At 54.6% G+C, this 23154-nt stretch carries 13 protein-coding genes, 5 tRNA genes, 3 rRNA genes and 5 pseudogenes; 22 read left to right on the plus strand and 4 right to left on the minus strand.

From position 1 onward, the window contains the following. Positions 1 to 6: 6 nt before the first annotated feature. From hisS to GKE73_RS15275, 10 genes and pseudogenes are all read left to right on the plus strand, one after another. Positions 7 to 1295 (plus strand): annotated as a pseudogene (gene hisS / locus GKE73_RS15235) (histidine--tRNA ligase). Positions 1296 to 1299: 4 nt separating this feature from the next. After that, positions 1300 to 1803: a YfgM family protein gene (locus GKE73_RS15240; RefSeq protein WP_312854479.1), complete on the plus strand. Its 504-nt coding sequence runs from the start codon at positions 1300 to 1302 to the stop codon at positions 1801 to 1803. Beyond that, the gene (locus GKE73_RS23895; protein ID WP_280954970.1) at positions 1775 to 1930 is read left to right on the plus strand and encodes a tetratricopeptide repeat protein; all 156 of its coding nucleotides are present in this window, start codon (positions 1775 to 1777) and stop codon (positions 1928 to 1930) included. The genes GKE73_RS15240 and GKE73_RS23895 overlap by 29 nt, the downstream gene beginning before the upstream one ends. Positions 1931 to 1933: 3 nt before the next feature. Next, entirely contained in the window at positions 1934 to 2623 is a 690-nt protein-coding gene (locus GKE73_RS23900; protein ID WP_280954971.1) for an outer membrane protein assembly factor BamB family protein, read from the plus strand. Then, positions 2569 to 3072, plus strand: a complete 504-nt coding sequence (locus tag GKE73_RS23905; RefSeq protein ID WP_280954972.1) for an outer membrane protein assembly factor BamB family protein — start codon at positions 2569 to 2571, stop codon at positions 3070 to 3072. Before GKE73_RS23900 ends, GKE73_RS23905 begins: the two co-directional genes overlap by 55 nt. A 13-nt stretch (positions 3073 to 3085) precedes the next feature. After that, a pseudogene (gene der, locus GKE73_RS15255) lies at positions 3086 to 4496 on the plus strand (ribosome biogenesis GTPase Der). A gap of 91 nt (positions 4497 to 4587) precedes the next feature. Continuing rightward, the gene (hfq, locus tag GKE73_RS15260; protein WP_230370628.1) at positions 4588 to 4845 is read left to right on the plus strand and encodes an RNA chaperone Hfq; all 258 of its coding nucleotides are present in this window, start codon (positions 4588 to 4590) and stop codon (positions 4843 to 4845) included. 96 nt (positions 4846 to 4941) lie between these two features. Next, positions 4942 to 6090, plus strand: a pseudogene (gene hflX, locus GKE73_RS15265) (ribosome rescue GTPase HflX). Between the two features lie 473 nt (positions 6091 to 6563). Next, positions 6564 to 7718, plus strand: a pseudogene (locus GKE73_RS15270) (ATP phosphoribosyltransferase regulatory subunit). A 35-nt stretch (positions 7719 to 7753) separates the two neighbouring features. Continuing rightward, a pseudogene (locus GKE73_RS15275) lies at positions 7754 to 9050 on the plus strand (adenylosuccinate synthase). Positions 9051 to 9206: 156 nt separating this feature from the next. On the opposite strand, the gene GKE73_RS15280 reads toward GKE73_RS15275, so the two are convergent. From GKE73_RS15280 to GKE73_RS15290, 3 genes are all read right to left on the minus strand, one after another. Further along, a tRNA-Leu gene (locus GKE73_RS15280) sits at positions 9207 to 9294 on the minus strand. A 56-nt stretch (positions 9295 to 9350) separates the two neighbouring features. Beyond that, positions 9351 to 9437: transfer RNA gene (locus GKE73_RS15285), tRNA-Leu, on the minus strand. A gap of 49 nt (positions 9438 to 9486) precedes the next feature. Continuing rightward, positions 9487 to 9572, minus strand: a tRNA-Leu gene (locus GKE73_RS15290). A 49-nt stretch (positions 9573 to 9621) separates the two neighbouring features. Here GKE73_RS15290 and rnr point away from each other — a divergent pair. The 11 genes from rnr (at position 9622) to GKE73_RS15345 (ending at position 20158) form a co-directional block, all read left to right on the plus strand. Next, positions 9622 to 12045: a ribonuclease R gene (rnr, locus tag GKE73_RS15295; protein WP_230371500.1), complete on the plus strand. Its 2424-nt coding sequence runs from the start codon at positions 9622 to 9624 to the stop codon at positions 12043 to 12045. 455 nt (positions 12046 to 12500) lie between these two features. Then, a 16S ribosomal RNA gene (locus GKE73_RS15300) occupies positions 12501 to 14037 on the plus strand. 97 nt (positions 14038 to 14134) lie between these two features. Continuing rightward, positions 14135 to 14211, plus strand: a tRNA-Ile gene (locus tag GKE73_RS15305). A gap of 11 nt (positions 14212 to 14222) precedes the next feature. Continuing rightward, positions 14223 to 14298: transfer RNA gene (locus GKE73_RS15310), tRNA-Ala, on the plus strand. Between the two features lie 271 nt (positions 14299 to 14569). Then, positions 14570 to 17458, plus strand: a 23S ribosomal RNA gene (locus GKE73_RS15315). A 129-nt stretch (positions 17459 to 17587) separates the two neighbouring features. Next, positions 17588 to 17702 (plus strand): 5S ribosomal RNA (gene rrf / locus GKE73_RS15320). Together the 16S, 23S and 5S rRNA genes with 2 tRNA genes alongside form the textbook arrangement of a ribosomal RNA operon. A gap of 266 nt (positions 17703 to 17968) precedes the next feature. Continuing rightward, on the plus strand, positions 17969 to 18292 hold the full coding sequence (locus GKE73_RS15325; protein ID WP_230370629.1) for a hypothetical protein: 324 nt from the start codon (positions 17969 to 17971) through the stop codon (positions 18290 to 18292). Positions 18293 to 18336: 44 nt separating this feature from the next. Further along, the gene (locus GKE73_RS15330) at positions 18337 to 18996 is read left to right on the plus strand and encodes a CHASE domain-containing protein (RefSeq protein WP_312854580.1); all 660 of its coding nucleotides are present in this window, start codon (positions 18337 to 18339) and stop codon (positions 18994 to 18996) included. After that, complete coding sequence (locus GKE73_RS15335; RefSeq protein WP_230370630.1) at positions 18968 to 19180, plus strand: hypothetical protein; 213 nt, start codon at positions 18968 to 18970, stop codon at positions 19178 to 19180. The genes GKE73_RS15330 and GKE73_RS15335 overlap by 29 nt, the downstream gene beginning before the upstream one ends. Further along, positions 19137 to 19796 carry a histidine kinase dimerization/phospho-acceptor domain-containing protein gene (locus GKE73_RS15340; RefSeq protein ID WP_230370631.1) on the plus strand — a complete coding sequence of 220 codons (660 nt, stop codon included), beginning with the start codon at positions 19137 to 19139 and terminating at the stop codon, positions 19794 to 19796. The genes GKE73_RS15335 and GKE73_RS15340 overlap by 44 nt, the downstream gene beginning before the upstream one ends. After that, a complete protein-coding gene (locus GKE73_RS15345; protein WP_230370632.1) occupies positions 19760 to 20158 on the plus strand; it encodes a sensor histidine kinase in 399 nt (132 codons plus the stop codon). Before GKE73_RS15340 ends, GKE73_RS15345 begins: the two co-directional genes overlap by 37 nt. Positions 20159 to 20169: 11 nt before the next feature. Here the strand turns inward: GKE73_RS15345 and GKE73_RS15350 are convergent, their stop codons facing one another. Further along, complete coding sequence (locus GKE73_RS15350; protein ID WP_230370633.1) at positions 20170 to 21138, minus strand: GlxA family transcriptional regulator; 969 nt, start codon at positions 21136 to 21138, stop codon at positions 20170 to 20172. Between the two features lie 364 nt (positions 21139 to 21502). On the opposite strand from GKE73_RS15350, the gene GKE73_RS23910 reads away from it, so the two are divergent. Beyond that, on the plus strand, positions 21503 to 23152 hold the full coding sequence (locus GKE73_RS23910; protein WP_376767365.1) for a hypothetical protein: 1650 nt from the start codon (positions 21503 to 21505) through the stop codon (positions 23150 to 23152). Positions 23153 to 23154: the final 2 nt, after the last annotated feature.

The raw sequence follows: 23154 nt of genomic DNA on the forward strand, positions 1-23154 counted from the left end.
ACTGACATGGCACAAAAACTCCAAGCGATCAAAGGCATGAATGACGTTCTGCCTGCCGAATCGCACCAGTGGGAATATTTTGAAGGGGTATTGCGTGGGCTGCTGGCCGATTACGGTTACCAGAACATTCGTACGCCTATCGTGGAGACCACACCGCTGTTCGTGCGCTCCATCGGCGAAGTCACCGACATCGTCGAAAAGGAAATGTATACCTTTACCGATAGTCTCAACGGGGACAGCCTGACGCTCCGACCGGAGGGGACTGCCGGTACGCTGCGGGCCGTCGTCGAGCACAGCCTGCTGTACAACGCCACGCAAAAGCTGTGGTACATGGGGCCGATGTTCCGCCACGAGCGTCCGCAAAAAGGCCGTTATCGCCAGTTTCACCAGATGGGTATCGAGGCACTTGGCTTCGCCGGACCGGATATTGATGCAGAAATCATCCTGATGACGGCCGATCTGTGGCGCCGCCCGGGGATTGCGCAGTATGTCCGGCTGGAGATCAACACGCTGGGCAACAAGGATGAGCGTGCCGCTCACCGCGAAGCGCTGATTCGCCATCTGGAAGCCCATGCCGACGTACTGGATGAAGATGGCAAGCGCCGCCTGTACAGCAACCCGCTGCGCGTGCTGGATACCAAGAACCCAGCCATGCAGGACATGGCCAATAGTGCTCCGCGCCTGATTGATTATCTGGGCGAAGAGTCACGGGCCCATTACGAGGGTTGGAAAACCATGCTGGCCGGTTTGGGTATCGACTACGTCGAAAATCCACGGCTGGTACGTGGGCTCGATTATTACAATCACTCGGTATTCGAATGGGTGACGACCGAGCTTGGCGCGCAAGGAACGATCTGTGCTTAAGCGGCCGCTACGATGGGCTGATCGAACAGCTGGGTGGCAAACCGGCCCCCGGTATTGGCTTTGGTATGGGCCTAGAACGCGTGTTGCTGTTGTTGCAGGATAAGGGCTTGTTGCCTACCCAGCGTGGTGTGGATGTGTATCTGGTACAGCAAGGTGCGGGTGCCGCATTATATGGCATGCGATTGGCGGCCCGTCTGCGTACCGCCGGTTATGCCGTTGTGCAGCATCTGGGCGAGGGCAGTTTCAAGTCGCAGATGAAAAAGGCCGATGCCAGCGGTGCAGCCGTAGCGGTGATCGTAGGCGAAAACGAAATCCAGTCTGAACAAGCCGTGGTGAAGCCATTACGTGTCGATGGTGCGCAGGAAACTGTCGCGCTGGACGATGTACCGGCGGCCGTAGCTCGCTTCCAAGCTCAAACATTACAAGGGTGATGCCGTGGCACTTGATTCGCATGAACAGGAACAGATCGATTCACTGAAAGTCTTCTGGCAGCATTGGGGTAAATGGATCAGTGTGGTGGTCGCCACCGGGTTGGTCGGGTTCTTGGGTTACAAGGGCTTCCAGTACTACGAAGCCCAGCAGTCGGAAAAGGCTGCTGTGGTGTTTGACCGCGTAGCCAGTCTGGTTGATAGTCAGAACCTGCCTCAGCTCAAGTCGGCGGCCCAATTGCTGCAAGCGGACTATCCGTCTACCGTATATGCAGCACGCAGCGCGCTGGTAGTGTCCAAAGTGGCATTCGAAAAAAATGACTTGGCCTTGGCTCAGTCGCAATTAGAATGGCTGCTGAAGAATAGCAAAGACAGTACTGTGCTGGCTGTTGCCCATTTGCGTCTGGCCAGTATCCTGCTAGACCAGAAACGTTATGACGCGGCGGTATCGGAGCTGACACAGGAACACCCAACCACGTTTGATGCCTTGTTCCCTGGATCAGCGCGGTGACGTAGCGGTTGCCAAAGGCGATATTCCTGCTGCCCGCGATGCTTACAAGGCCGCCTTGGCCAAGCTGGTGGGTGAAGCACCGATCCGCCAGTTCATCCAGACCAAACTCGACGCGCTGGGAGGTTAACGCATGCGCCGCCAATTGCTGGTTGTTGCAGTCTTGTCATCTTTTACGCTGGCCGGTTGTGCCAGCTGGTTTTCTGGCTCGTCTCGTATCGAGCCAACCCCGTTAGTCGCTATCAAATCCCTGCAACCGCTGAATGTGAAGTGGTCGCTGAGTCAAGCTTCTGCCAATACCGGTTTTATGCCGGTATACAGCAACGGTAATGTCGTGACTGCCGATGCCGATGGGCGCATCCGCACGGTAGACGCGCTGTCTGGCCGGGTGGTATCGGAACTGAACATCAAGCGCGACTTATCGTCTGGTGTGGCGGTATCGGGGAATTTTGCTTATGTCGGGACGGTTGATGGCAAGTTGTTAGCCGTGGACCGTGCGAGTGGTAAGGTGCGCTGGGAGCAGGTGCTAACCAGCGTGGCACAAGAAGCCCCGCAAGCCAGCGATGGTGTTGTGGTGGTGCGAACCACTGATGGTCGCCTGACCAGCTTTGCTTTGGATGACGGCAAACAACTCTGGTCTGTGGCACAAAACCTGCCGCAACTGATTGTGCGCAATACCGGCTCGATGAAACTGGTTGGGCGTGATGCTTTGATGGTCGGCCGGCAGGTGGACGTCTTTCCATTCTTAGCCAAGCCAATGGCAACCCATTGTGGGAGGGTGTCGTTGCCAATCCGCGTGGTGCTACCGAACTGGAGCGGGTGACGGATATCACCAGCCGCCCGGTATATGATGGCGGCCAAGTGTGTGCCGTGGCCTATCAAGGGCGTGTTGCCTGCTTCGAAGCCAAGACAGGTAGCCTGATGTGGGCGCGCGAGTTGTCATCCAGCCGTGGCCTGACTGTGGATGGCCGCAATGTCTATGTTACGGCCGAAGATGGCTCGGTATGGGCTTTTGACCGTAGCACGGGTCGTAATGTCTGGAAGCTGGACGACCTCAAATACCGTAATGTATCCGGCCCTGCCATGCTCGGCCGTTTCGTGCTTGTCGTCGATGGTGAAGGCTATGCCCATCTGCTGTCGAACGAAAATGGCAGTATTGTCGGCCGTAGCAAGACCGGCACTGACGGTCTGACCGATCAACCTGTATCGCTAGGCGCGTCTGCACTGTTGCAAGGCAAAAATGGCCGCTTGGTGATGCTGTCCATAGAATAAAAAGCAGTACTACATGAAACCAACCGTCGCTCTGGTCGGCCGCCCCAATGTGGGTAAGTCGACCCTTTTTAACCGTCTGACCCGTAGTCGTGATGCCTTGGTTGCCGATCAACCTGGTCTGACGCGTGACCGCCATTATGGCCACGGCCGAGTGGGCGGCAAACCTTATCTGGTTGTGGACACCGGGGGTTTTGAACCCGTGGTGGACGAAGGCATCTTGTTTGAAATGGCCAAGCAGACTCTGCAGGCGGTTGACGAAGCCGATGCGGTGGTGTTTCTGGTGGATGGCCGTACTGGTATCACGCCACAAGACAAAATCATTGCTAACCGTTTGCGCCGGTGCAGCGGCCCGTTTATCTGGCCGTCAACAAGTCCGAGGGCATGAGTCATGCTATCGCCGCAGCAGAGTTCCACGAGCTGGCGCTGGGCGAACCGCTGGTCATATCTTCGGCGCATGGCGACGGCGTGCGTGAACTGATGGATCTGGTGCTGGAGGACTTTCCTGAGGAAGAAGAAGGCAATGGAGTCCATCATCCAAAGTTTGCTGTCATTGGCCGCCCCAATGTGGGTAAGTCCACGCTGGTGAATGCCATTTTGGGTGAGGACCGGGTAATTGCCTTTGACCATCCCGGCACTACGCGCGATAGCATTTATATTGATTTTGAACGGGATGCCCAAACCTATACCATCATTGATACGGCTGGCGTGCGTCGTCGCGGCAAGGTGACGGAAGCGATTGAAAAGTTTTCTGTGATCAAGACGATGAAAGCCATCGAAGACGCCAATGTAGCCGTGCTGGTGTTGGATGCGCAGCAGGATATCTCCGAGCAGGATGCTACCATTGCCGGTTTCGCCTTGGAGGCTGGCCGGGCTTTGGTGGTGGCGGTCAATAAGTGGGATAACCGGACGCCGAGCGAAAAGAGCACGTTCGACGTGAAATCGCGCGGAAAATCAATTTCCTCGACTTTGCCAAGTTTCACTATATCTCCGCCATAGAAGGGCGAGGTGTTGCGGATCTGTTCAAGTCGATTGATGAAGCATACCAGGCGGCGATGGCCAAACTGGCCACGCCGAAACTGACGCGAGTCCTGAATGTGGCGATAGAACGACAAGCACCGCCACGCTCTGGTCTAATTCGTCCCAAGATGCGCTATGCTCACCAAGGTGGCATGAATCCGCCGATCATTGTGGTGCATGGCAATGCGCTCGACAATATACCGGAAAGTTATACCCGTTATCTGGAACATACTTTCCGTAAGGTGTTCAAATTGCAAGGAACACCTCTGCGAGTGCAATATAAAACAGCGGAAAATCCTTTTGACACTGAGGCGGACAAAGAGAAATCACGGGCCAAACCCAAGCCGATGTCCAAGTTGAAAGGTCGGGAAAAGGAAACCCGTTGGGGTAAAAACGGCAAAAAATAGTACAACAGTATTTTTTCTGCTAAAACTTAAGCGTACCTGCCCAGCTTTAAAACGACTTTAATACAACAATCACCGATTCGGAGAAAAACGAATGAGCTCTAAAGGGCAAATGTTACAAGACCCGTTCCTGAATATCCTGCGCAAGGAGCATGTACCAGTGTCTATTTATCTGGTAAACGGCATCAAGCTGCAAGGTCAGGTAGAGTCTTTTGACCAGTATGTTGTGCTGCTGAAAAATACGGTTACCCAAATGGTTTACAAACATGCCATTTCTACCGTGGTTCCGGCCCGTCCGGTTAATATTCCGCACGACAATCCGGGGCAGAAGCCGGAGCAACAAGACGCTTGATTGCTGTCGTTGCTGGTTTTTGGGGGCCGATTGACCACATGATATGTGGGCTGTCGGCCTTTGTCTTTTTGTTGTCTTTCTTCATGGTCCTTTGTTGTGTTTGATCGTCCTGACGTAGGTGACCGAGGCCATCCTGGTGTGTCTTGATTTCGGCGAGGCCGATTATCAGGAAAACGTAGCCGAATGTGCTGAACTGGTACGCAGTGCTAAGCGTGTCCATTCTTGGGCATGATACAGGGGAAGCGTCAGCGTCCTGACGCGGCTCTCTTTGCTGGCAAGGGTAAGGTTGATGAAATTGGCGCCTTGGTACAGGCGACTTCGGCCAACGTTGTCATCTTCAACCACCAACTGTCACCGGCGCAGGAACGTAATATTGAGCGGGTTCTGCAGTGCCGGGTGATTGATCGTACCAGCCTGATCCTGGATATCTTTGCCCAGCGTGCGCGTAGCCATGAAGGCAAGTTGCAGGTTGAGTTGGCCCAGTTGTCCCACCTTGCCACGCGTCTGGTACGCGGCTGGACTCACTTGGAGCGTCAAAAGGGTGGGGTGGGCCTGCGGGGCCCTGGTGAAACTCAGCTGGAGACTGACCGTCGTCTGTTGGGTAACCGCGTGAAGGGATTGAAAGAGCGTTTGGCCCGGTGCAGCGCCAGCGTAAAACCCAGCGCCGTAGTCGTGGTCGGTCTGGCATTGCCTCGGTTTCCATTGTTGGCTATACCAATGCCGGTAAATCCACCTTGTTTAATTCGCTGACCAAAGCCCGAATCTATGCGGCAGATCAGCTGTTTGCCACCCCCGGATACGACGAGTCGCAAGCTATTTCTCAATCCGGAAGTCTCGGTGGTGATGTCGGATACGGTCGGATTCATCAAGGATTTGCCCCACTCACTGGTGGCTGCCTTCCGCGCAACACTGGAAGAAACGATTCAGGCCGATTTGCTGTTACATGTGGTGGATTCGGCCAACCCGATGCGCGATGTGCAAATTGATGAAGTCAATAAAGTACTGGCGGAAATTGGTGCTGACAAAGTGCCACAGTTATTGGTCTGGAACAAAACGGACTTGCGCGGCTTGCCTGCTGCACTTGAACGCGACGCCGATAATCTACCGGTAGCAGTGCGGGTGTCAGCGTTGACGGGTGAAGGTCTGGATTTGCTGCGTGAAGGATTGGCAGAACGCATTCAGGCATTGCAAGGGATGGATCGCACTGAGTCTGAAATTGATGTCCGCTGGACCGATAGCGACTAGGATGCAGGGTGGGAGCTAGCGACAGCAGGAGCCTTTTAGCAGGCACCGACTTGCCAGTGGAATCTATGCAAACGCTATCCGGTAAATTCCCATATGCATGACACAGTTAAATTCCCGATGGTTATAACCAGACGGCACTTATGTCGTGACTGGACAAGCACATTGGCGCAGATGAGCGTAAAATAGGGCACGAATTTCCCGATCAGGCTTAAAGCCTCCCGTCTTTCCGGTTAGAATCCATGTTTTGGTTTTGCCGCGCAGGGTGGAAAGTGCGTGCCGTAGGGATGGATGTTCGGCTCGTGGCATCGTGCGATGCGAAGTGTACAAGGTTGCCTTGGCGGCCTGTATGCTGGCTGTTCGATAAGGCCGAGCAACAATTTAGTAACTGACAACTGGTAAGCGATTCCGGCCAGTTTGCCGATAACAAGGCGGGGTGGCGAATCCCGCCTTTTATTCTGTGGCTGATCTGAATGATACGTAACTGGCTGTTACCGGAATACATCGCGGATATTCTTCCCGCTACCGCCCGTCAGGTGGAAACTGCCAAAACGGCAATGCTGGAATTGTTCCGTTGTGCAGGCTATGAATTGGTGCTGCCCCCGTTGATCGAATATGTAGATTCGTTGGTGGCGGAAGGGGATGCGGCGCTGGACCTGAAAACCTTCAAGCTCGATGATCAGTTATCTGGTCGTCAACTGGGTTTGCGTGCTGACATCACTCCTCAGGTAGCTCGGATCGACGCGCATCTGCTGGCTAATCGTAGCGGCGTAACCCGACTGTGCTATGCTTAAGCAGCGTGGTGCATACCCGTCCGAATGGCTTGATGAGTTCGCGCCAGCCAATGCAAGTCGGGGCAGAGCTATATGGCTATGCCGGTATTGAGGCGGATCTGGAAGTTATCCGTCTGATGCTGGCGGTGTTGCGGCAGGTGGGGGTAGAGAATCTGCGTCTGGATGTTGGGCACTACGCCATTTTCCGTGGATTGTCTCAAGCGGCTGGTATTAACGGTGATGCCGCCCGTGAGCTGTTCCGCGTCTTGCAAAGTAAAGATATTTCGACGCTGCGTGAGTTGGTCACCAATGTAGCCGAACCATACAAAAGTGCTTTCCTGCTGTTGCCAGAACTGTATGGCCCGGTTTCGGTGCTGGCTAAGGCACGCGCACGCTTGCCTGCTTTGCCTGAGGTTGAGTTGGGCCTGACCCAGTTGTCGTCCATTGCCCAATCGCTGGCCGGTGAGGTGGAATTGAGTTTTGACCTGACCGAATTGCGTGGCACGCATTATCACACCGGCTTGATGTTTGCCGCCTATGCCGAAGGCTGGGCGGAAGAGCTGGCGCGTGGTGGTCGTTACGATAACGTTGGCCGAAGATTTGGTCGTGCTCGTCCTGCTACTGGCTTCAGCCCGGATCTGCGCGATCTGATCCGTATTTTGCCGGAACGCGATAGTTCTATGGGTATCCGTGTGGCGGCAAGCCATTTGCCTGGCGCAGAGGATGAGGTGGCTCGTCTGCGTGCCCGGTGGTGAAATGGTGATCATTGATTACTTGGGCGAATCGGCCGAGTCCCTCAATTGCAATCGTGAACTGGTTCCGGTGGCGCAGGGTTGGCAGGTCGTTCCGTTTAACTGATTTTCTGTATTTGACTGAAGAAGAGGTTTTTTCCAATGTCCAAGAACGTTGTCGTGATCGGCACCCAGTGGGGTGACGAAGGCAAGGGCAAGATTGTTGACTGGCTGACCGACCACGCACGTGCCGTAGTGCGTTTTCAGGGGGGGCACAATGCTGGCCACACCACGGTGGTGAACGGCAAGAAAACCGTGCTGCGTTTGATTCCGTCCGGTATTTTGCGTGAAGGTGTCGAATGTTTTATTGGTAACGGTGTCGTGTTGTCGCCGGAAGCCCTGCTCAAGGAAATCGACGAGCTGGAAGCGGCCGGTGTCAATGTTGCTGCGCGTTTGCGTATTGCGGAAGCCTGCCCGTTGATTCTGCCGTACCACATCGCGCTGGATCAGGCGCGTGAAGCAGCCAAAGGCGCTGGCAAGATCGGTACTACTGGCCGTGGCATTGGCCCTTGCTATGAAGACAAGGTGGCCCGCCGGGCATTGCGCGTGATTGATCTGTTTGATCGCGAACGCTTCGCTGCCAAGCTGAAAGAAAACGTCGATTTCTATAATTTCCAGCTGACCCAGTATTTCAAGGTTGAGCCGGTAAGTTTCGACGTTATCCTGAACGACACCATGACGTTGGCCGAACGCATCAAGCCGATGGTGGCCGATGTTTCCCGTACGCTGTACGACATGAATCAGGCTGATATCCCGTTGTTGTTCGAAGGTGCGCAAGGTACCTTGCTGGATATCGACCATGGTACGTATCCGTTTGTGACCTCCTCCAATTGCGTGGCTGGTGCTGCCGCACCGGGTGCTTAACGTGGCTCCGCAGATGCTCAACTACGTGTTGGGTATCGTCAAAGGCTATACCACTCGCGTGGGTTCTGGTCCGTTCCCGACAGAGCAGGAAAATGAGATTGGCGCCTTCCTGGCTAAGCGCGGCAACGAATTCGGCTCGGTGACTGGCCGCCCGCGTCGCTGTGGCTGGTTTGATGCTGCTGCCCTCAAGCGTTCCATTCAGATCAACGGCGTTTCCGGTTTGTGCGTGACCAAGCTGGATGTGATGGACGGTCTGGAAAACATCCAGTTGTGCGTCGGTTATAAGCTGGATGGCAAGGAAGTCGATATTCTGCCATTTGGCTCGGATGCCGTATCCAAGTGTGAACCGATCTATGAAACCTTGCCGGGTTGGAGCGAGTCGACCTTTGGTACCAAACGCTGGGAAGACCTGCCTGCGAACGCACAAGCCTATCTGCAGCGTATTGCAGAGGTGTGTGGCGCTCCGGTAGCCATTGTTTCAACTGGTCCTGATCGCGAAGAAACCATCGTCTTGCGTCACCCGTTTGGCCTGTAAGACCGGTCTGTCACATCTAGTTTCCAGAAGCCCGCATCATGCGGGCTTTTTTCTTGTTGGTAGGTAGAGTGCGGTAGTGGGGCTATGGGACTGAAGCGATGGCAGAAATAGAAAGAGCCGTTGATTTCACAATCAACGGCTCTTTCTTGAATACGGTGGTGCCCCGGGAGAAGACTCGAACTTCCACGCCCTTGCGAGCGCTAGCACCTGAAGCTAGTGCGTCTACCAATTCCGCCACCCGGGCACATACAAAATTTACAACATCAACAGATAATGGTAGTTATCTGTTATAAAATCTGTTGGTGCCCGGGAGAAGACTCGAACTTCCACGCCCTTGCGAGCGCTAGCACCTGAAGCTAGTGCGTCTACCAATTCCGCCACCCGGGCCAACCAGATTTTTTTGTTACATCATTAACTCGAACACCACAGTTTTGAGTGGTGCCCGGGAGAAGACTCGAACTTCCACGCCCTTGCGAGCGCTAGCACCTGAAGCTAGTGCGTCTACCAATTCCGCCACCGGGCATCGCTTTGCTGTATCATCCGAACAACGCTGCAACGAGATGCGAATTATATTCAGCTTTCAGAGGAAGTCAATGGCCGACCCGCAAAAAAAACAAAAAAACTCTCTCTCCGCCTGCAAGATCCTTATCTGGAAAGGGAAAAAGTCAAATACAGCAATCCCTTACCTAGCCGAGAGTTTGTCTTGCAGATATTGGAGGAGCAGGGGGTTCCCTTGTTCCCGCATGAGTTGGCAAGCATGCTGTCCATCGATATGGACGAGCTGCAGTTCTTCGAGCGCCGGTTACGCGCCATGGAACGAGAAGGCCAAGTCATCATCAATCGCAAGGGTGCGGTGTGTGCGGCGCAGAAGCTGGATTTGCTCAAGTGCAAGGTGTCGGGCCATCGTGATGGCTACGGTTTTGCCGTGCCGCAGGAAGTGGTCGCTGAAGACGTTTTTTTGCCTGAGCGTGAAATGCGCAAGGTCATGCATGGTGACCTTGTCATGGTGCGTGTTGCCGGTACCGATCGTCGCGGTCGCCAAGAGGGCCGGATTGTCGAGGTGCTGGAACGGGCTGTTACGCAGCTGGTCGGGCGCATTCATCTGGAACGTGGCGTTTGGCGGGTGACTCCCGAAGATCGACGCATCAATCATGATGTCCTGATTGAGCCCGGCGCGCAGGGGGCTGCTCAGGATGGTCAGGTGGTGATGGTCGAGATTCTGGTGCAGCCGGAAGAATACCGTCAGCCGATTGGTCAGGTGATTGAGGTGTTGGGTAATTACGCTGACCCGGGTATGGAGATCGAAATCGCGCTGCGTAAACACGATCTACCGTATCAGTTTCCTGATGAGGTGAGCGCGCAAGCCAAGGCCACACCGAAGAAGGTGCGCAAGAAAGATATTAAAGATCGGGTTGATCTGCGCGACTTACCGTTGGTAACGATCGATGGCGAAACAGCGCGGGATTTTGATGATGCAGTCTTTGCCGAGAAACAGGGCAAGGGCTTTCGTTTGGTTGTAGCCATTGCGGATGTCAGCTATTACGTTCAGCCGAATGATGCGCTGGACAAGGAGGCGCTGAACCGTGGCACGTCGGTGTATTTCCCGCGTCGGGTGATTCCCATGTTGCCGGAAGCGTTGTCCAACGGGATCTGCTCACTCAATCCGGATGTTGAGCGCTTGTGCATGGTGTGTGACATGCAAATATCCGGTAAAGGCGAGGTGAAGCGTTACAAGTTTTACCCTGCTGTAATGCGCTCCAAGGCCCGTTTGACCTACAACCGGGTATGGGACTGGCTGCAACACGGTAGTGATAACGAACTGTTGCCGAACATCCAGACGCTGTATAGCTTGTTCAAGGTATTGCTGACGTCACGTAGCAATCGTGGTGCGATTGAATTTGAGTCCACTGAGACTCAGATGATTTTTGATGATAATGGCAAGATCAATACTATCGTGCCGGTGGTGCGCAACGATGCCCATCGCCTGATCGAAGAGTGCATGTTGGCGGCTAACGTATGTGCCGCTGATTTCTTGCTGAAAAATCAGCACAAGTGTCTGTATCGCGTGCATGAAGGTCCGACCCCGGAAAAACTGGAAAATCTGCGGGCCTATTTGCGTCTGGTGGGCCTGTCGCTCGGTGGCGAGGATAAGCCAACGGCCAAGGATTACGCCAAGTTGGCCGAACAGATTCAGGGTCGGCCGGATGTGCCGGTACTGCAAACCATGTTGTTACGCTCCATGCAGCAAGCGGTGTATACGCCAGATAACAACGGGCACTTTGGTCTGGCCTATGATGCGTATACCCATTTCACCTCGCCTATTCGCCGTTACCCTGATTTGCTGGTGCACCGCTCCATCAAGGCTGTATTGGCTGGGCAGAAGTACAAGCCCGGTAAGTGGGCGCAGCTGGGTGTGCATTGCTCCATGACTGAGCGTCGTGCCGATGACGCTAGTCGTGATGTTGAATCATGGCTGAAAACCTACTACATGCGCGACAAGATCGGAGACGTCTTCGTTGGTGAAATTAGCGCGGTCACCAGCTTTGGCGTGTTTGTCTTGCTGGATGGTATCTACGTGGAAGGGCTGGTGCATATTTCGGAACTGGGTAAAGACTACTTCCATTTCCGTAAAGAGTTGCAAGCCATTGTGGGTGAGAAGAGCGGCGTGCAGTATCGTTTGGGGGATCGACTCAAGGTCAAGGTGATGCGGGCGGATTTGGAAAGCGCACGGGTTGATTTTGCGCTGGTCAAGGAAGATCTTGTCGCTACGCCAAAGGATAAATCTGCATTGGTTGCGGCTAAGGAGGAAACGAACGCACCTCGCCGTCGTCGCGGCGGCCGTCGCCCATCGGTTGCAATTCAGAAAGATGCTGCCCCTCCGACTCCTGTGTCCAAGCCCACTGCAACTGGGCGGTCCGTGGCAAGGTCTGCTGATGCTCAGCCCCCAGCTTCACGTCGTCGTACCCGCAAGCCCAGATCGACGGGTAAGGATTGAACGATTCGGTTTATTCGTTACAAAAGGTTGGCTTCGGCCAACCTTTTTTGTTGTTCTGCGGGCGTGTAAGACGGTTAGCAGGGCATTAAAGCGGTAGCAGAAGCTGTTGGCGAGGATTGCGCGTCGAGCAGAGCGGTGACTCGAGAGGAAAAGTCTGCAAAAACCCGGCTGTAATAAGGCGTTCAGGAACAGCGGCTTGCGGTGGGTTTGGATGGAGCTAGGGCGAAAAGTGTCAGGGAATGGCACAAAAGGTGTTGACGGGTGTGGCCGGGGTGGGTATAGTTCGCCTCCTCAGCTGACGACGCAACGGAAACGAAGCGGTTGGCACCGATCTTTAACAGAAAGAATAACCGATAGGTGTGAGTGCTTGGTAGAAGCCAACACTTGCACTGCAAGAGACAGAAATACTTGTTTTATTTCTTTGATCTTGCGTGCCAGAAATTTGCTAAGAGATTGAACTGAAGAGTTTGATCCTGGCTCAGATTGAACGCTGGCGGCATGCTTTACACATGCAAGTCGAACGGCAGCACGGGAGCTTGCTCCTGGTGGCGAGTGGCGAACGGGTGAGTAATGCGTCGGAACGTGCCGAGTAATGGGGGATAACGCTTCGAAAGGAGTGCTAATACCGCATACGCTCTGAGGAGGAAAGCGGGGGACCTTCGGGCCTCGCGTTATTCGAGCGGCCGACGTCGGATTAGCTAGTTGGTGGGGTAAAGGCTTACCAAGGCGACGATCCGTAGCGGGTCTGAGAGGATGATCCGCCACACTGGGACTGAGACACGGCCCAGACTCCTACGGGAGGCAGCAGTGGGGAATTTTGGACAATGGGGGCAACCCTGATCCAGCCATGCCGCGTGTCTGAAGAAGGCCTTCGGGTTGTAAAGGACTTTTGTCAGGGAGGAAATCCTGAGCGTTAATAGCGTTTGGGGATGACAGTACCTGAAGAATAAGCACCGGCTAACTACGTGCCAGCAGCCGCGGTAATACGTAGGGTGCGAGCGTTAATCGGAATTACTGGGCGTAAAGCGTGCGCAGGCGGTTGTGCAAGTCTGATGTGAAAGCCCCGGGCTTAACCCGGGAACGGCATTGGAGACTGCACGACTAGAGTACGTCAGAGGGGGGTAGAATTCCACGTGTAGCAGTGAAATGCGTAGAGATGTGGAGGAATACCGATGGCGAAGGCAGCCCCCGGGATGATACTGACGCTCATGCACGAAAGCGTGGGGAGCAAACAGGATTAGATACCACGGTAGTCCACGCCCTAAACGATGTCAATTAGCTGTTGGGGGTTTGAATCCTTGGTAGCGTAGCTAACGCGTGAAATTGACCGCCCTGGGAGTACGGCCGCAAGGTTAAAACTCAAAGGAATTGACGGGGACCCGCACAAGCGGTGGATGATGTGGATTAATTCGATGCAACGCGAAAAACCTTACCTGCTCTTGACATGTACCGAACCTCTGAGAGATTAGAGGGTGCCCGAAAGGGAGCGGTAACACAGGTGCTGCATGGCTGTCGTCAGCTCGTGTCGTGAGATGTTGGGTTAAGTCCCGCAACGAGCGCAACCCTTGTCATTAGTTGCCATCATTAAGTTGGGCACTCTAATGAGACTGCCGGTGACAAACCGGAGGAAGGTGGGGATGACGTCAAGTCCTCATGGCCCTTATGAGCAGGGCTTCACACGTCATACAATGGTCGGTACAGAGGGTTGCCAAGCCGCGAGGTGGAGCTAATCTCAGAAAACCGATCGTAGTCCGGATCGCACTCTGCAACTCGAGTGCGTGAAGTCGGAATCGCTAGTAATCGCAGATCAGCATGCTGCGGTGAATACGTTCCCGGGTCTTGTACACACCGCCCGTCACACCATGGGAGTGGGGGATACCAGAAGTGGCTAGGATAACCTTCGGGGGTCCGGTTACCACGGTATGCTTCATGACTGGGGTGAAGTCGTAACAAGGTAGCCGTAGGGGAACCTGCGGCTGGATCACCTCCTTTCTAGAGAAAGGCGGAAGCCGAGTACTCACAACCTATCGGTTGTTCTGGAAGTTAAGGGCATGGAGTTTAGCCGGAAGGCGAGACGCCATCGTCAACTGGGTTTGTAGCTCAGCTGGTTAGAGCACCGTCTTGATAAGGCGGGGGTCGTTGGTTCGAGTCCAACCAGACCCACCATTTGACCTGTTGGGGGATTAGCTCAGTTGGGAGAGCACCTGCTTTGCAAGCAGGGGGTCGTCGGTTCGATCCCGTCATCCTCCACCACTCAGCCCAAACAAAAGCGCATCGTCGAGAGGCGGTGAATTTTTGTTTGCGTTGACAGACCGCAAGGTCGTACGCTCGATCTTTAACAAACTGAAGAAGCCGAATTAACAAGACGGCAAGAAGGAAAACGGAGTTAAGTCTTCGTTGGAAAGCTTGTCGACTTTGGGTAATTTGATTGTATCGATGTCATGTCGCCATATCAAAAGGGGCGGTGTGACATGTCGCACAAACACAGCCTGTTGTGGAAGTAACCAGGTTACTGAAATGATAGGGTCAAGCGACTAAGTGCATCTGGTGGATGCCTTGGCGATCACAGGCGATGAAGGACGTGTAAGCCTGCGAAAAGCGCGGGGGAGCTGGCAATAGAGCTTTGATCCCGCGATATCCGAATGGGGAAACCCACCTAGCAATAGGTATCCCTGACTGAATACATAGGTCAGTGGAAGCGAACCGAGTGAACTGAAACATCTAAGTAACTCGAGGAAAAGAAATCAACCGAGATTCCGTCAGTAGTGGCGAGCGAACGCGGAACAGCCTGTACTCTTTATGACTTGGCTTAGTCGAAGGCTCTGGAAAGTGCCACCGTAGTGGGTGATAGTCCCGTAGACGAAAAGCCATGGCAAGAACTAAGTGTACGAAAAGTAAGGCGGGACACGCGAAATCCTGTCCGAAGATGGGGGGACCATCCTCCAAGGCTAAATACTCGTGATCGACCGATAGTGAACCAGTACCGTGAGGGAAAGGCGAAAAGAACCCCGGGAGGGGAGTGAAATAGAACCTGAAACCGGATGCATACAAACAGTGGGAGCCTCGCAAGGGGTGACTGCGTACCTTTTGTATAATGGGTCAGCGACTTACATTCAGTGGCAAGCTTAACCGAATAGGGGAGGCGTAGGGAAACCGAGTCCGAATAGGGCGTCTTAGTCGCTGGGTGTAGACCCGAAACCGAGTGATCTATCCATGGCCGGGATGAAGGTGCGGTAACACGCACTGGAGGTCCGAACCCACTAATGTTGCAAAATTAGGGGATGAGCTGTGGATAGGGGTGAAAGGCTAAACAAACTCGGAGATAGCTGGTTCTCCCCGAAAACTATTTAGGTAGTGCCTCATGTATCACTTCCGGGGGTAAAGCACTGTTATGGCTAGGGGGTCATTGCGATTTACCAAACCATGGCAAACTCTGAATACCGGAAAGTGCAAGCATGGGAGACAGACGGTGGGTGCTAACGTCCATCGTCAAGAGGGAAACAACCCAGACCGCCAGCTAAGGTCCCAAATGATAAGCTAAGTGGTAAACGAGGTGGGAAGGCCTAGACAGCCGGGATGTTGGCTTAGAAGCAGCCATCATTTAAAGAAAGCGTAATAGCTCACTGGTCGAGTCGTCCTGCGCGGAAGATGTAACGGGGCTCAAGCTTATAACCGAAGCTGCGGATGCACAGTTTACTGTGCGTGGTAGGGGAGCGTTCTGTAGGTCTGTGAAGGTGTGTCGTAAGGCATGCTGGAGATATCAGAAGTGCGAATGCTGACATGAGTAGCGATAAAGCGGGTGAAAAGCCCGCTCGCCGAAAGCCCAAGGTTTCCTACGCAACGTTCATCGGCGTAGGGTGAGTCGGCCCCTAAGGCGAGGCTGAAAAGCGTAGTCGATGGGAAACGGGTTAAAATTCCCGTACTTTCGTATAGTGCGATGTGGGGACGGAGAAGGTTAGGTCAGCCGGTGTTGGATGCCCTGGTTCAAGCCGGTAGGCTGGAGAGGTAGGCAAATCCGCCTCTCCTTAAGGCCGAGACGTGATAACGAGGATCTACGGATCTGAAGTGACTGATACCACGCTTCCGGGAAAAGCCACTAAGCTTCAGCTATACGAGAACCGTACCGCAAACCGACACAGGTGGGCAGGATGAAAATTCTAAGGCGCTTGAGAGAACTCAGGAGAAGGAACTCGGCAAATTGATACCGTAACTTCGGGAGAAGGTATGCCTGTTGTGGTGTAAACCCTTGCGGTTGAAGCTACGACAGGTCGCAGAGAATCGGTGGCTGCGACTGTTTAACAAAAACACAGCACTCTGCCAACACGAAAGTGGACGTATAGGGTGTGACGCCTGCCCGGTGCCGGAAGGTTAAGTGATGGGGTGCAAGCTCTTGATCGAAGCCCCGGTAAACGGCGGCCGTAACTATAACGGTCCTAAGGTAGCGAAATTCCTTGTCGGGTAAGTTCCGACCCGCACGAATGGCGTAACGATGGCCACACTGTCTCCTCCTGAGACTCAGCGAAGTTGAAGTGTTTGTGAAGATGCAATCTACCCGCTGCTAGACGGAAAGACCCCGTGAACCTTTACTGTAGCTTTGCATTGGACTTTGAAGTGGTTTGTGTAGGATAGGTGGGAGGCTTAGAAGCCGGGACGCTAGTTCTGGTGGAGCCAACCTTGAAATACCACCCTGACCCCTTTGAGGTTCTAACTTTGGTCCGTTATCCGGATCGGGGACAGTGCATGGTAGGCAGTTTGACTGGGGCGGTCTCCTCCCAAAGTGTAACGGAGGAGTTCGAAGGTTACCTAGGTACGGTCGGAAATCGTGCTGATAGTGCAATGGCAAAAGGTAGCTTAACTGCGAGACCGACAAGTCGAGCAGGTGCGAAAGCAGGACATAGTGATCCGGTGGTTCTGAATGGAAGGGCCATCGCTCAACGGATAAAAGGTACTCCGGGGATAACAGGCTGATTCCGCCCAAGAGTTCACATCGACGGCGGAGTTTGGCACCTCGATGTCGGCTCATCACATCCCGGGGCTGTAGCCGGTCCCAAGGGTATGGCTGTTCGCCATTTAAAGTGGTACGTGAGCTGGGTTCAAAACGTCGTGAGACAGTTTGGTCCCTATCTGCAGTGGGCGTTGGAAGTTTGACGGGGGCTGCTCCTAGTACGAGAGGACCGGAGTGGACGAACCTCTGGTGTACCGGTTGTCACGCCAGTGGCATTGCCGGGTAGCTAAGTTCGGAAGAGATAACCGCTGAAAGCATCTAAGCGGGAAACTCGCCTGAAGATGAGACTTCCCTGAGGGCTTGACCCTCCTGAAGAGTCGTTCGAGACCGGGACGTTGATAGGTCGGGTGTGGAAGCGCTGTGAGGCGTGAAGCTAACCGATACTAATTGCTCGTGAGGCTTGATCCTATCATTTGAGTGGCTTGGGAAACCGAGCTGGCTGTAAATGTGCGACGTGCAATCAATTACCGAAATCATAAGTTAATTCAGGGTTGAGAGATCAACCCAAGGCTTCTTGCAGTTTGTTGACAGCTTATGTCTGGTGGCCATAGCGAGGTGGTCCCACGCCTTCCCATCCCGAACAGGACCGTGAAACGCCTTAGCGCCGATGATAGTGTGGCATTCGCCATGTGAAAGTAGGACACCGCCAGACTCCCCTTACGAAGCCCAGCTCAATCAGCTGGGCTTCTTGCTTTCACGCTCCGAAACCTGCGACTTTGCCCCACGCCCCTCCGGGGCGGGGCGTCTTGATACCGGTTAAACGCTCCGGATGGCCCATGTCAGTGGCCTTGCCTCTTCCCCCTCAGTGGCTCGTCCGCTTGCCTCATGCCGGGAAGCTGACCACAATGGCGGTTCTGGCTTTAATCTCCATGTTTAACCTACGTCAGCTAGTGCCATTTATCTAATAGGTAACAGGTTTTGATTGCTCCGTTGCGTAAGAAGAGTCATATCTTTCTGCTTGCTTGGCTATCCGCGGCTGTATTGGCCAGTGCGATATGGGGCGTCTTGGAATATCGCCGACTGCAGGGCGAGTTTGAGCGCTCGGCACGGCTGGCGCATGGGATGGTGGCGCGCAAGCTCGATCAGAATGAGTCGGTCTTGTCCGCGATTGATGCTTTTCAGAGCTCACGTCCTGATCTGAATTTGGGCGCATTGCGCACGTTTTCGCGCCAGATGATTGCCCATTATCCTCAGCTTTATACCGTCGAGTTTTTCCAGCATGTGACACGTCAGTCGCGGTAAGCTTTTTTGAAAGCCATGACGGCCCGATTGGGGGCTTCTTTTTTATTCGCGACTATGATCTTGATGGCCGACGCAGCTGGCAACCATCGCCGGATAATCGTGAGCAGTATCTGGTAGTGACCATGATGGAGCCGGACTTACCTTCGGCCAACCCGGTGTATGGTTTTGATGTGTTGAATGAAAGACATTTCTCGGCACCTATTCGGCAAGCGCTGTTAACTGGCAGAAAAACATCCACGCCTCCCTTTGAATTATATGAGGGGGGGAAAGCGTATATGTTGGTGAAGCCTCTCTATCTTGGCCACGCGGGTGAGGTTCGTGCTGGAGCGGCCGGGCGCGAACTGGCGGGGATGGCGGCCTTGCTGATTTATTGTGAGAAGTTGATGAAGCTTCCGGGTTCTGACCCGGATTTTTATCTGAAGCTGCGGCAGAACCATGCCGGTCGTCAGCCGTTCTATGCGTCGCACCATCATGCCAGTCATGCTGATTGGTGGCCGGTGTTGTTCCGACTGGAAATGGAGTTGCCGGTTGGCGGCGAAGCCCAACCGTTCCTGCTGGGGGTGGCCAAAGAGGTCAGAACGGCAGATTTGCATATTCTGAGCCTGCTGTTGGTCAATATCGCGATTCTGGTGCTGTTTGTCAGTGCCCTGGTGGAGTTACTTGCAGCGGCAGGCGTTGAAGGTTGCCCAGCAGCAAGCGGATGAGGCCATCTTCTTCCAGAGTGAACGTGCCGCCGTGACGCTTAATGCGATTCATGATGGTGTGATTACGTTGCGGCAGGACCAGACCATCGAAATGATCAACCCGATGGCGCTGGCCTTGGTGGGGCTGCTTAACCAGCGACGTGGTTGGGCGCGCTTATCAGGATGTGTTCCGCCTGTTGAATGAGCTGGCGGCAGAGTTGGCCGAAGATCCGATCAGCGAGTGTTTCCATACCGGGCGGAGTGTGGAGTTTCCGGACCGGATGCAACTGGCCTCAGCGAAAGGGCAGGTCCGTCTGGTGGAAGGGGCTGTCGCTCCGTTGTTTTCCCGCGATGGGCAACTGACCGGTGTGGTGTGTGCGTTGCGTGATATGGGGCCGATTCGCCAGCGCGCGGCCGAGGCGCTGGCGGCGAGTGAGCTGCGCGTGAAGGAGCATTTGGAAAAGCTGTCGCATGTGGCGCGGTTGCATACCATGGGCGAGATGGCCTCCGGCATTGCCCATGAGCTGAATCAGCCGTTGACCGCGATTTCCAATTATTGTCAGGCGTCGTTGCAATTGATGGAGATGGTGGAAGAACCAGTGCCGCAAGTGGAGTCGGCATTACGGTTGGCCGTGGCTCAGGCGAACCGTGCCGGTGAGATCATCAAACGATTGCGGGCGCTGGTGAGTAAGCGCGCCATGGAGACGCGTCTGGTTGACCTGAACCGGTGGTTGGGAACTGCATGTTTCTTGCCGAGTATGATTTCAAGGCACGGGGCATTGAGGTGGTGCAGTTGCTGTATACCTATTCTGTTCCGGTGATGGCTGACAGTATCCAGCTGGAACAGGTGTTGTTGAATCTGTTATCCAATGCTATGGACGCGCTAGCCGATGAGCCGAGCATGAAGCGGCATATCATCGTGCATACTCGTCGCGAGGGTGGCAAAGCGATTCTTGAGGTGCGTGATACCGGTCGCGGCATTACGCCTGAGATTCTGGAAGTGCTGTTCCATCCGTTCTTTTCGACCAAAGAACACGGAATGGGGCTGGGCTTGTCCATTTGCCAGACCATCGTCGAGCAGTATGGCGGCCTGATCAGTGCCGAGAATATTCTGGCGAGCGGTGCCTGTTTCCGTATTGAATTGCCCTTGTCGCTGAATGTGGAGCGGCGTCATCCGTCCTGAGCGGCAGCGGGTTAGTTAATCGGCTGACTGCGCTGGGCGCGTTCTTCGCGTGGTGTGATGCCAAAATAATTACGATAGGTGCTGGAAAAGTGCGGGCCGCTGGAAAAGCCGCAAGCCAGACCGATCTGAACGATGGATTTGCTGGTCTGCTGCAATAGCTGGCGTGCCTGATTCAAGCGTAGTTCCAGATAGTACTTGGACGGCACGGTATTGAGATACTGCTTGAACAGCCGTTCCAGCTGACGGCGTGAGACACCGACGTAATAGGCGATATCGTCGGTGCTGAGCGGCTCTTCGATATTGGCTTCCATCAGGCTCACCGCCTCGGTGAGTTTGGGCTGGCTGCCGCCAATGCGGGTGGCCAATGGTATGCGCTGGCGTTCGTGGCTGGGACGCAGCCGTTCCAGACTGAACAATTCGGACAGCCGGGCGGCGAACTCGTGGCTGTGCTGGGTGGAAACGAGTGCCAGCATGAAATCAAGTGTGGCGGCACCACCGGCACAGCTCATGCGATTGCCCTGATTTTCGTACAGGTTGGCCGAAACGATGATGTCCGGGAACTCTTCGGATAGCCGCGCCATTTCCCGCCAGTGGATGGTTGTTCGCTGGCCACCCAGCAATCCCGCCCGCGCCATCCAGTAGCTGCCACAGCCTAGCCCGACGATGAGCTGGCTATCCAGATGGTTGCTGAGAATGCCGCGCGACAATTCCTCCACGCTCACTTCGGCGCCAATATCGTCAGACAGAATGAACAGCCCATCCAGCTTGGGCGCGTACCCCAGCGGTAAATCTACCGGCTGCCGCAAGCCGTTACTTAGCCGTACCGGCTGACCATCCAGCGACAGCGGCAGAAACTCATACAGCTTTTTTTCGGCCAACTGATTGGCGCGCGTCAGTATCTCGGTTGCAATGGCAAAGTCGGCCATGGAACTCTGTGGCAACAGAAGAAAACCGTAGCGTAACGGCTTGGCAACATGCATCGGCTGAACCATGGTGAGAAGAAGTGGCGCGGTATTCCGTGTATTGTGGGACGAGGCAAGTTTTCCTCGCGCTGCATTGTACGATGATTCAAGGCCAAGACAACATCTAATCCGGTTTCGGGGGCTGTTGCCGATGACCGGTGTGGCGCGGGATGAAAGACTAGCGTTATTTCCGCCTGATTTATCGTTAGCGACCACGTGACTCTGCGGCTAAAAAGAAGAAACGCGGAGGTTCACTGTCAGGCAGGGCGAACCACCGCATCCGGGATTCTGTAACTCGACGTCGCATTCCGGAAATGCTGCTCAGGGGGTGGGTTACTACAATGCGCCCACGCACTTCGTGCTGACCAACAAGAGAAGCCTCATGTCGCTTACAAATAAGACCGAACTCGCTAGCCTGATCACGGATATTCAGGCAATAGCCGAGAACAAGCTTTCCCCTCAGGAGACACACCAACTTGCCGCGTTCTTCCCGATTTATTTCGAGGAAACCGAGCATGCCGATTTACGACGTTTTTCCTCGCTGGACCTGTTTGGCGCCGCGATGGCGCATTTTGAATTTGCCCGCAAGCGCCTGCCCGGTGTGCAGAAAGCGCGAATTTATAACCCGGACTTTGAGCGTGATGGCTGGCAAAGCACGCATTCGGTGATTGAGATTGTCGCCGATGACATGCCGTTCCTGATTGATTCCATCGCCATGCTGCTGTCCCGCCATAACATCAACCTGCATCTGCTGGTGCATCCGGTGTTGTCGGTGGCGCGTAACGAGCAGGGTGAATTACTCAGCGTGAAGCGCACGGAAGACCGTCATCTGCCGCTGGAGTCCTTCATCCATGTGCAGATTGACCGTGTCAGTGATGCGGCCATGCTGCACACGCTGGAAGCTGAGCTCAATCGCATCATCGCGGATATTCGTCTGGTGGTGAGCGACGAGCCGCGCATGCGTGAGCAACTGGTGGTGATCAGCAAGGATCTGGCCAAGCTCAAGGGGGCGCGGGCAGATGAGGCGCGCGAGGCGGTGGCCTTCTTGCACTGGATGGCCGACAACCATTTCTTGTTCATGGGCTACTGTGATTACGATCTGGTTGAGCGCGAGGGCAAGGACAGCCTGCGCATCGTCAAGGATTCGGGGCTGGGTATCCTGCGGCATCAGGGCGACAAGGAGTATTCCACCAGTTTTGAACAGTTACCCCAATCCTTGCGTGAACTGGCGCACCAGCCGCAGCTGATCATCCTCAACAAGTCGCAGACACGCTCGACGATTCACCGTTCAGCCTATATCGATTTTGTCGGCATCAAACGCCTCAATGACAAGGGTGAAGTGATCGGGGAGCGGCGCTATCTTGGCCTTTACACCGCGCGCACTTACCATGCGTCGCCCAAAGACATCCCCATCCTGCGCAACAAGGTGATGTCGGTGATCCACAACTGTGATTTTGTCGACGATAGCTACAAAGCCAAAACCTTGAGCTTTGTGCTGGAAAGCTATCCGCGTGACGAGTTGTTTGAGATTCCGGCCGAGGTGCTGGGACCGATTGCCGAGGGCATTGTCAGCTTGCAGGAGCGGCCACGCGTGCGCCTGTTTGTGCGTACCGATCGCTATCATCGTTACGTCAGCTGTCTGGTGTATGTGCCACGTGACAGCTTCAGTACCGAGGTGCGCCTAAAGATCGAACAGGTGCTGCTACATGCCTTCAATGGTTCGGCGGCGGAGTTCAGCGTGCAGATCGGCGATGGCATGTTGGCGCGGGTGCATTACATCATCCGCACCCAGTCGGCCAAGCTGCCCACCTTCCGCGACAGCGAGATTGAGGCGGAGATTGCCCGTGTGGTGCGCGGCTGGCTGGAGGAACTGCATCAGCTGCTGGTGGAAGCGCATGGCGAAGAAGTGGGTAACGCCTTGTTCAAGCGTTACAAGGGGGCGTTCCCGGTGGCGTACCGGGATGATTTTGCTGCCCGTAATGCGCTGCTGGATATTCAGCACCGGAAGCGGTTTCGGCCAACCTTCCGTTGACG

Source organism: Paludibacterium denitrificans, assembly GCF_009707705.1.
Classification (GTDB): Bacteria; Pseudomonadota; Gammaproteobacteria; order Burkholderiales; family Chromobacteriaceae; genus Paludibacterium_A; species Paludibacterium_A denitrificans.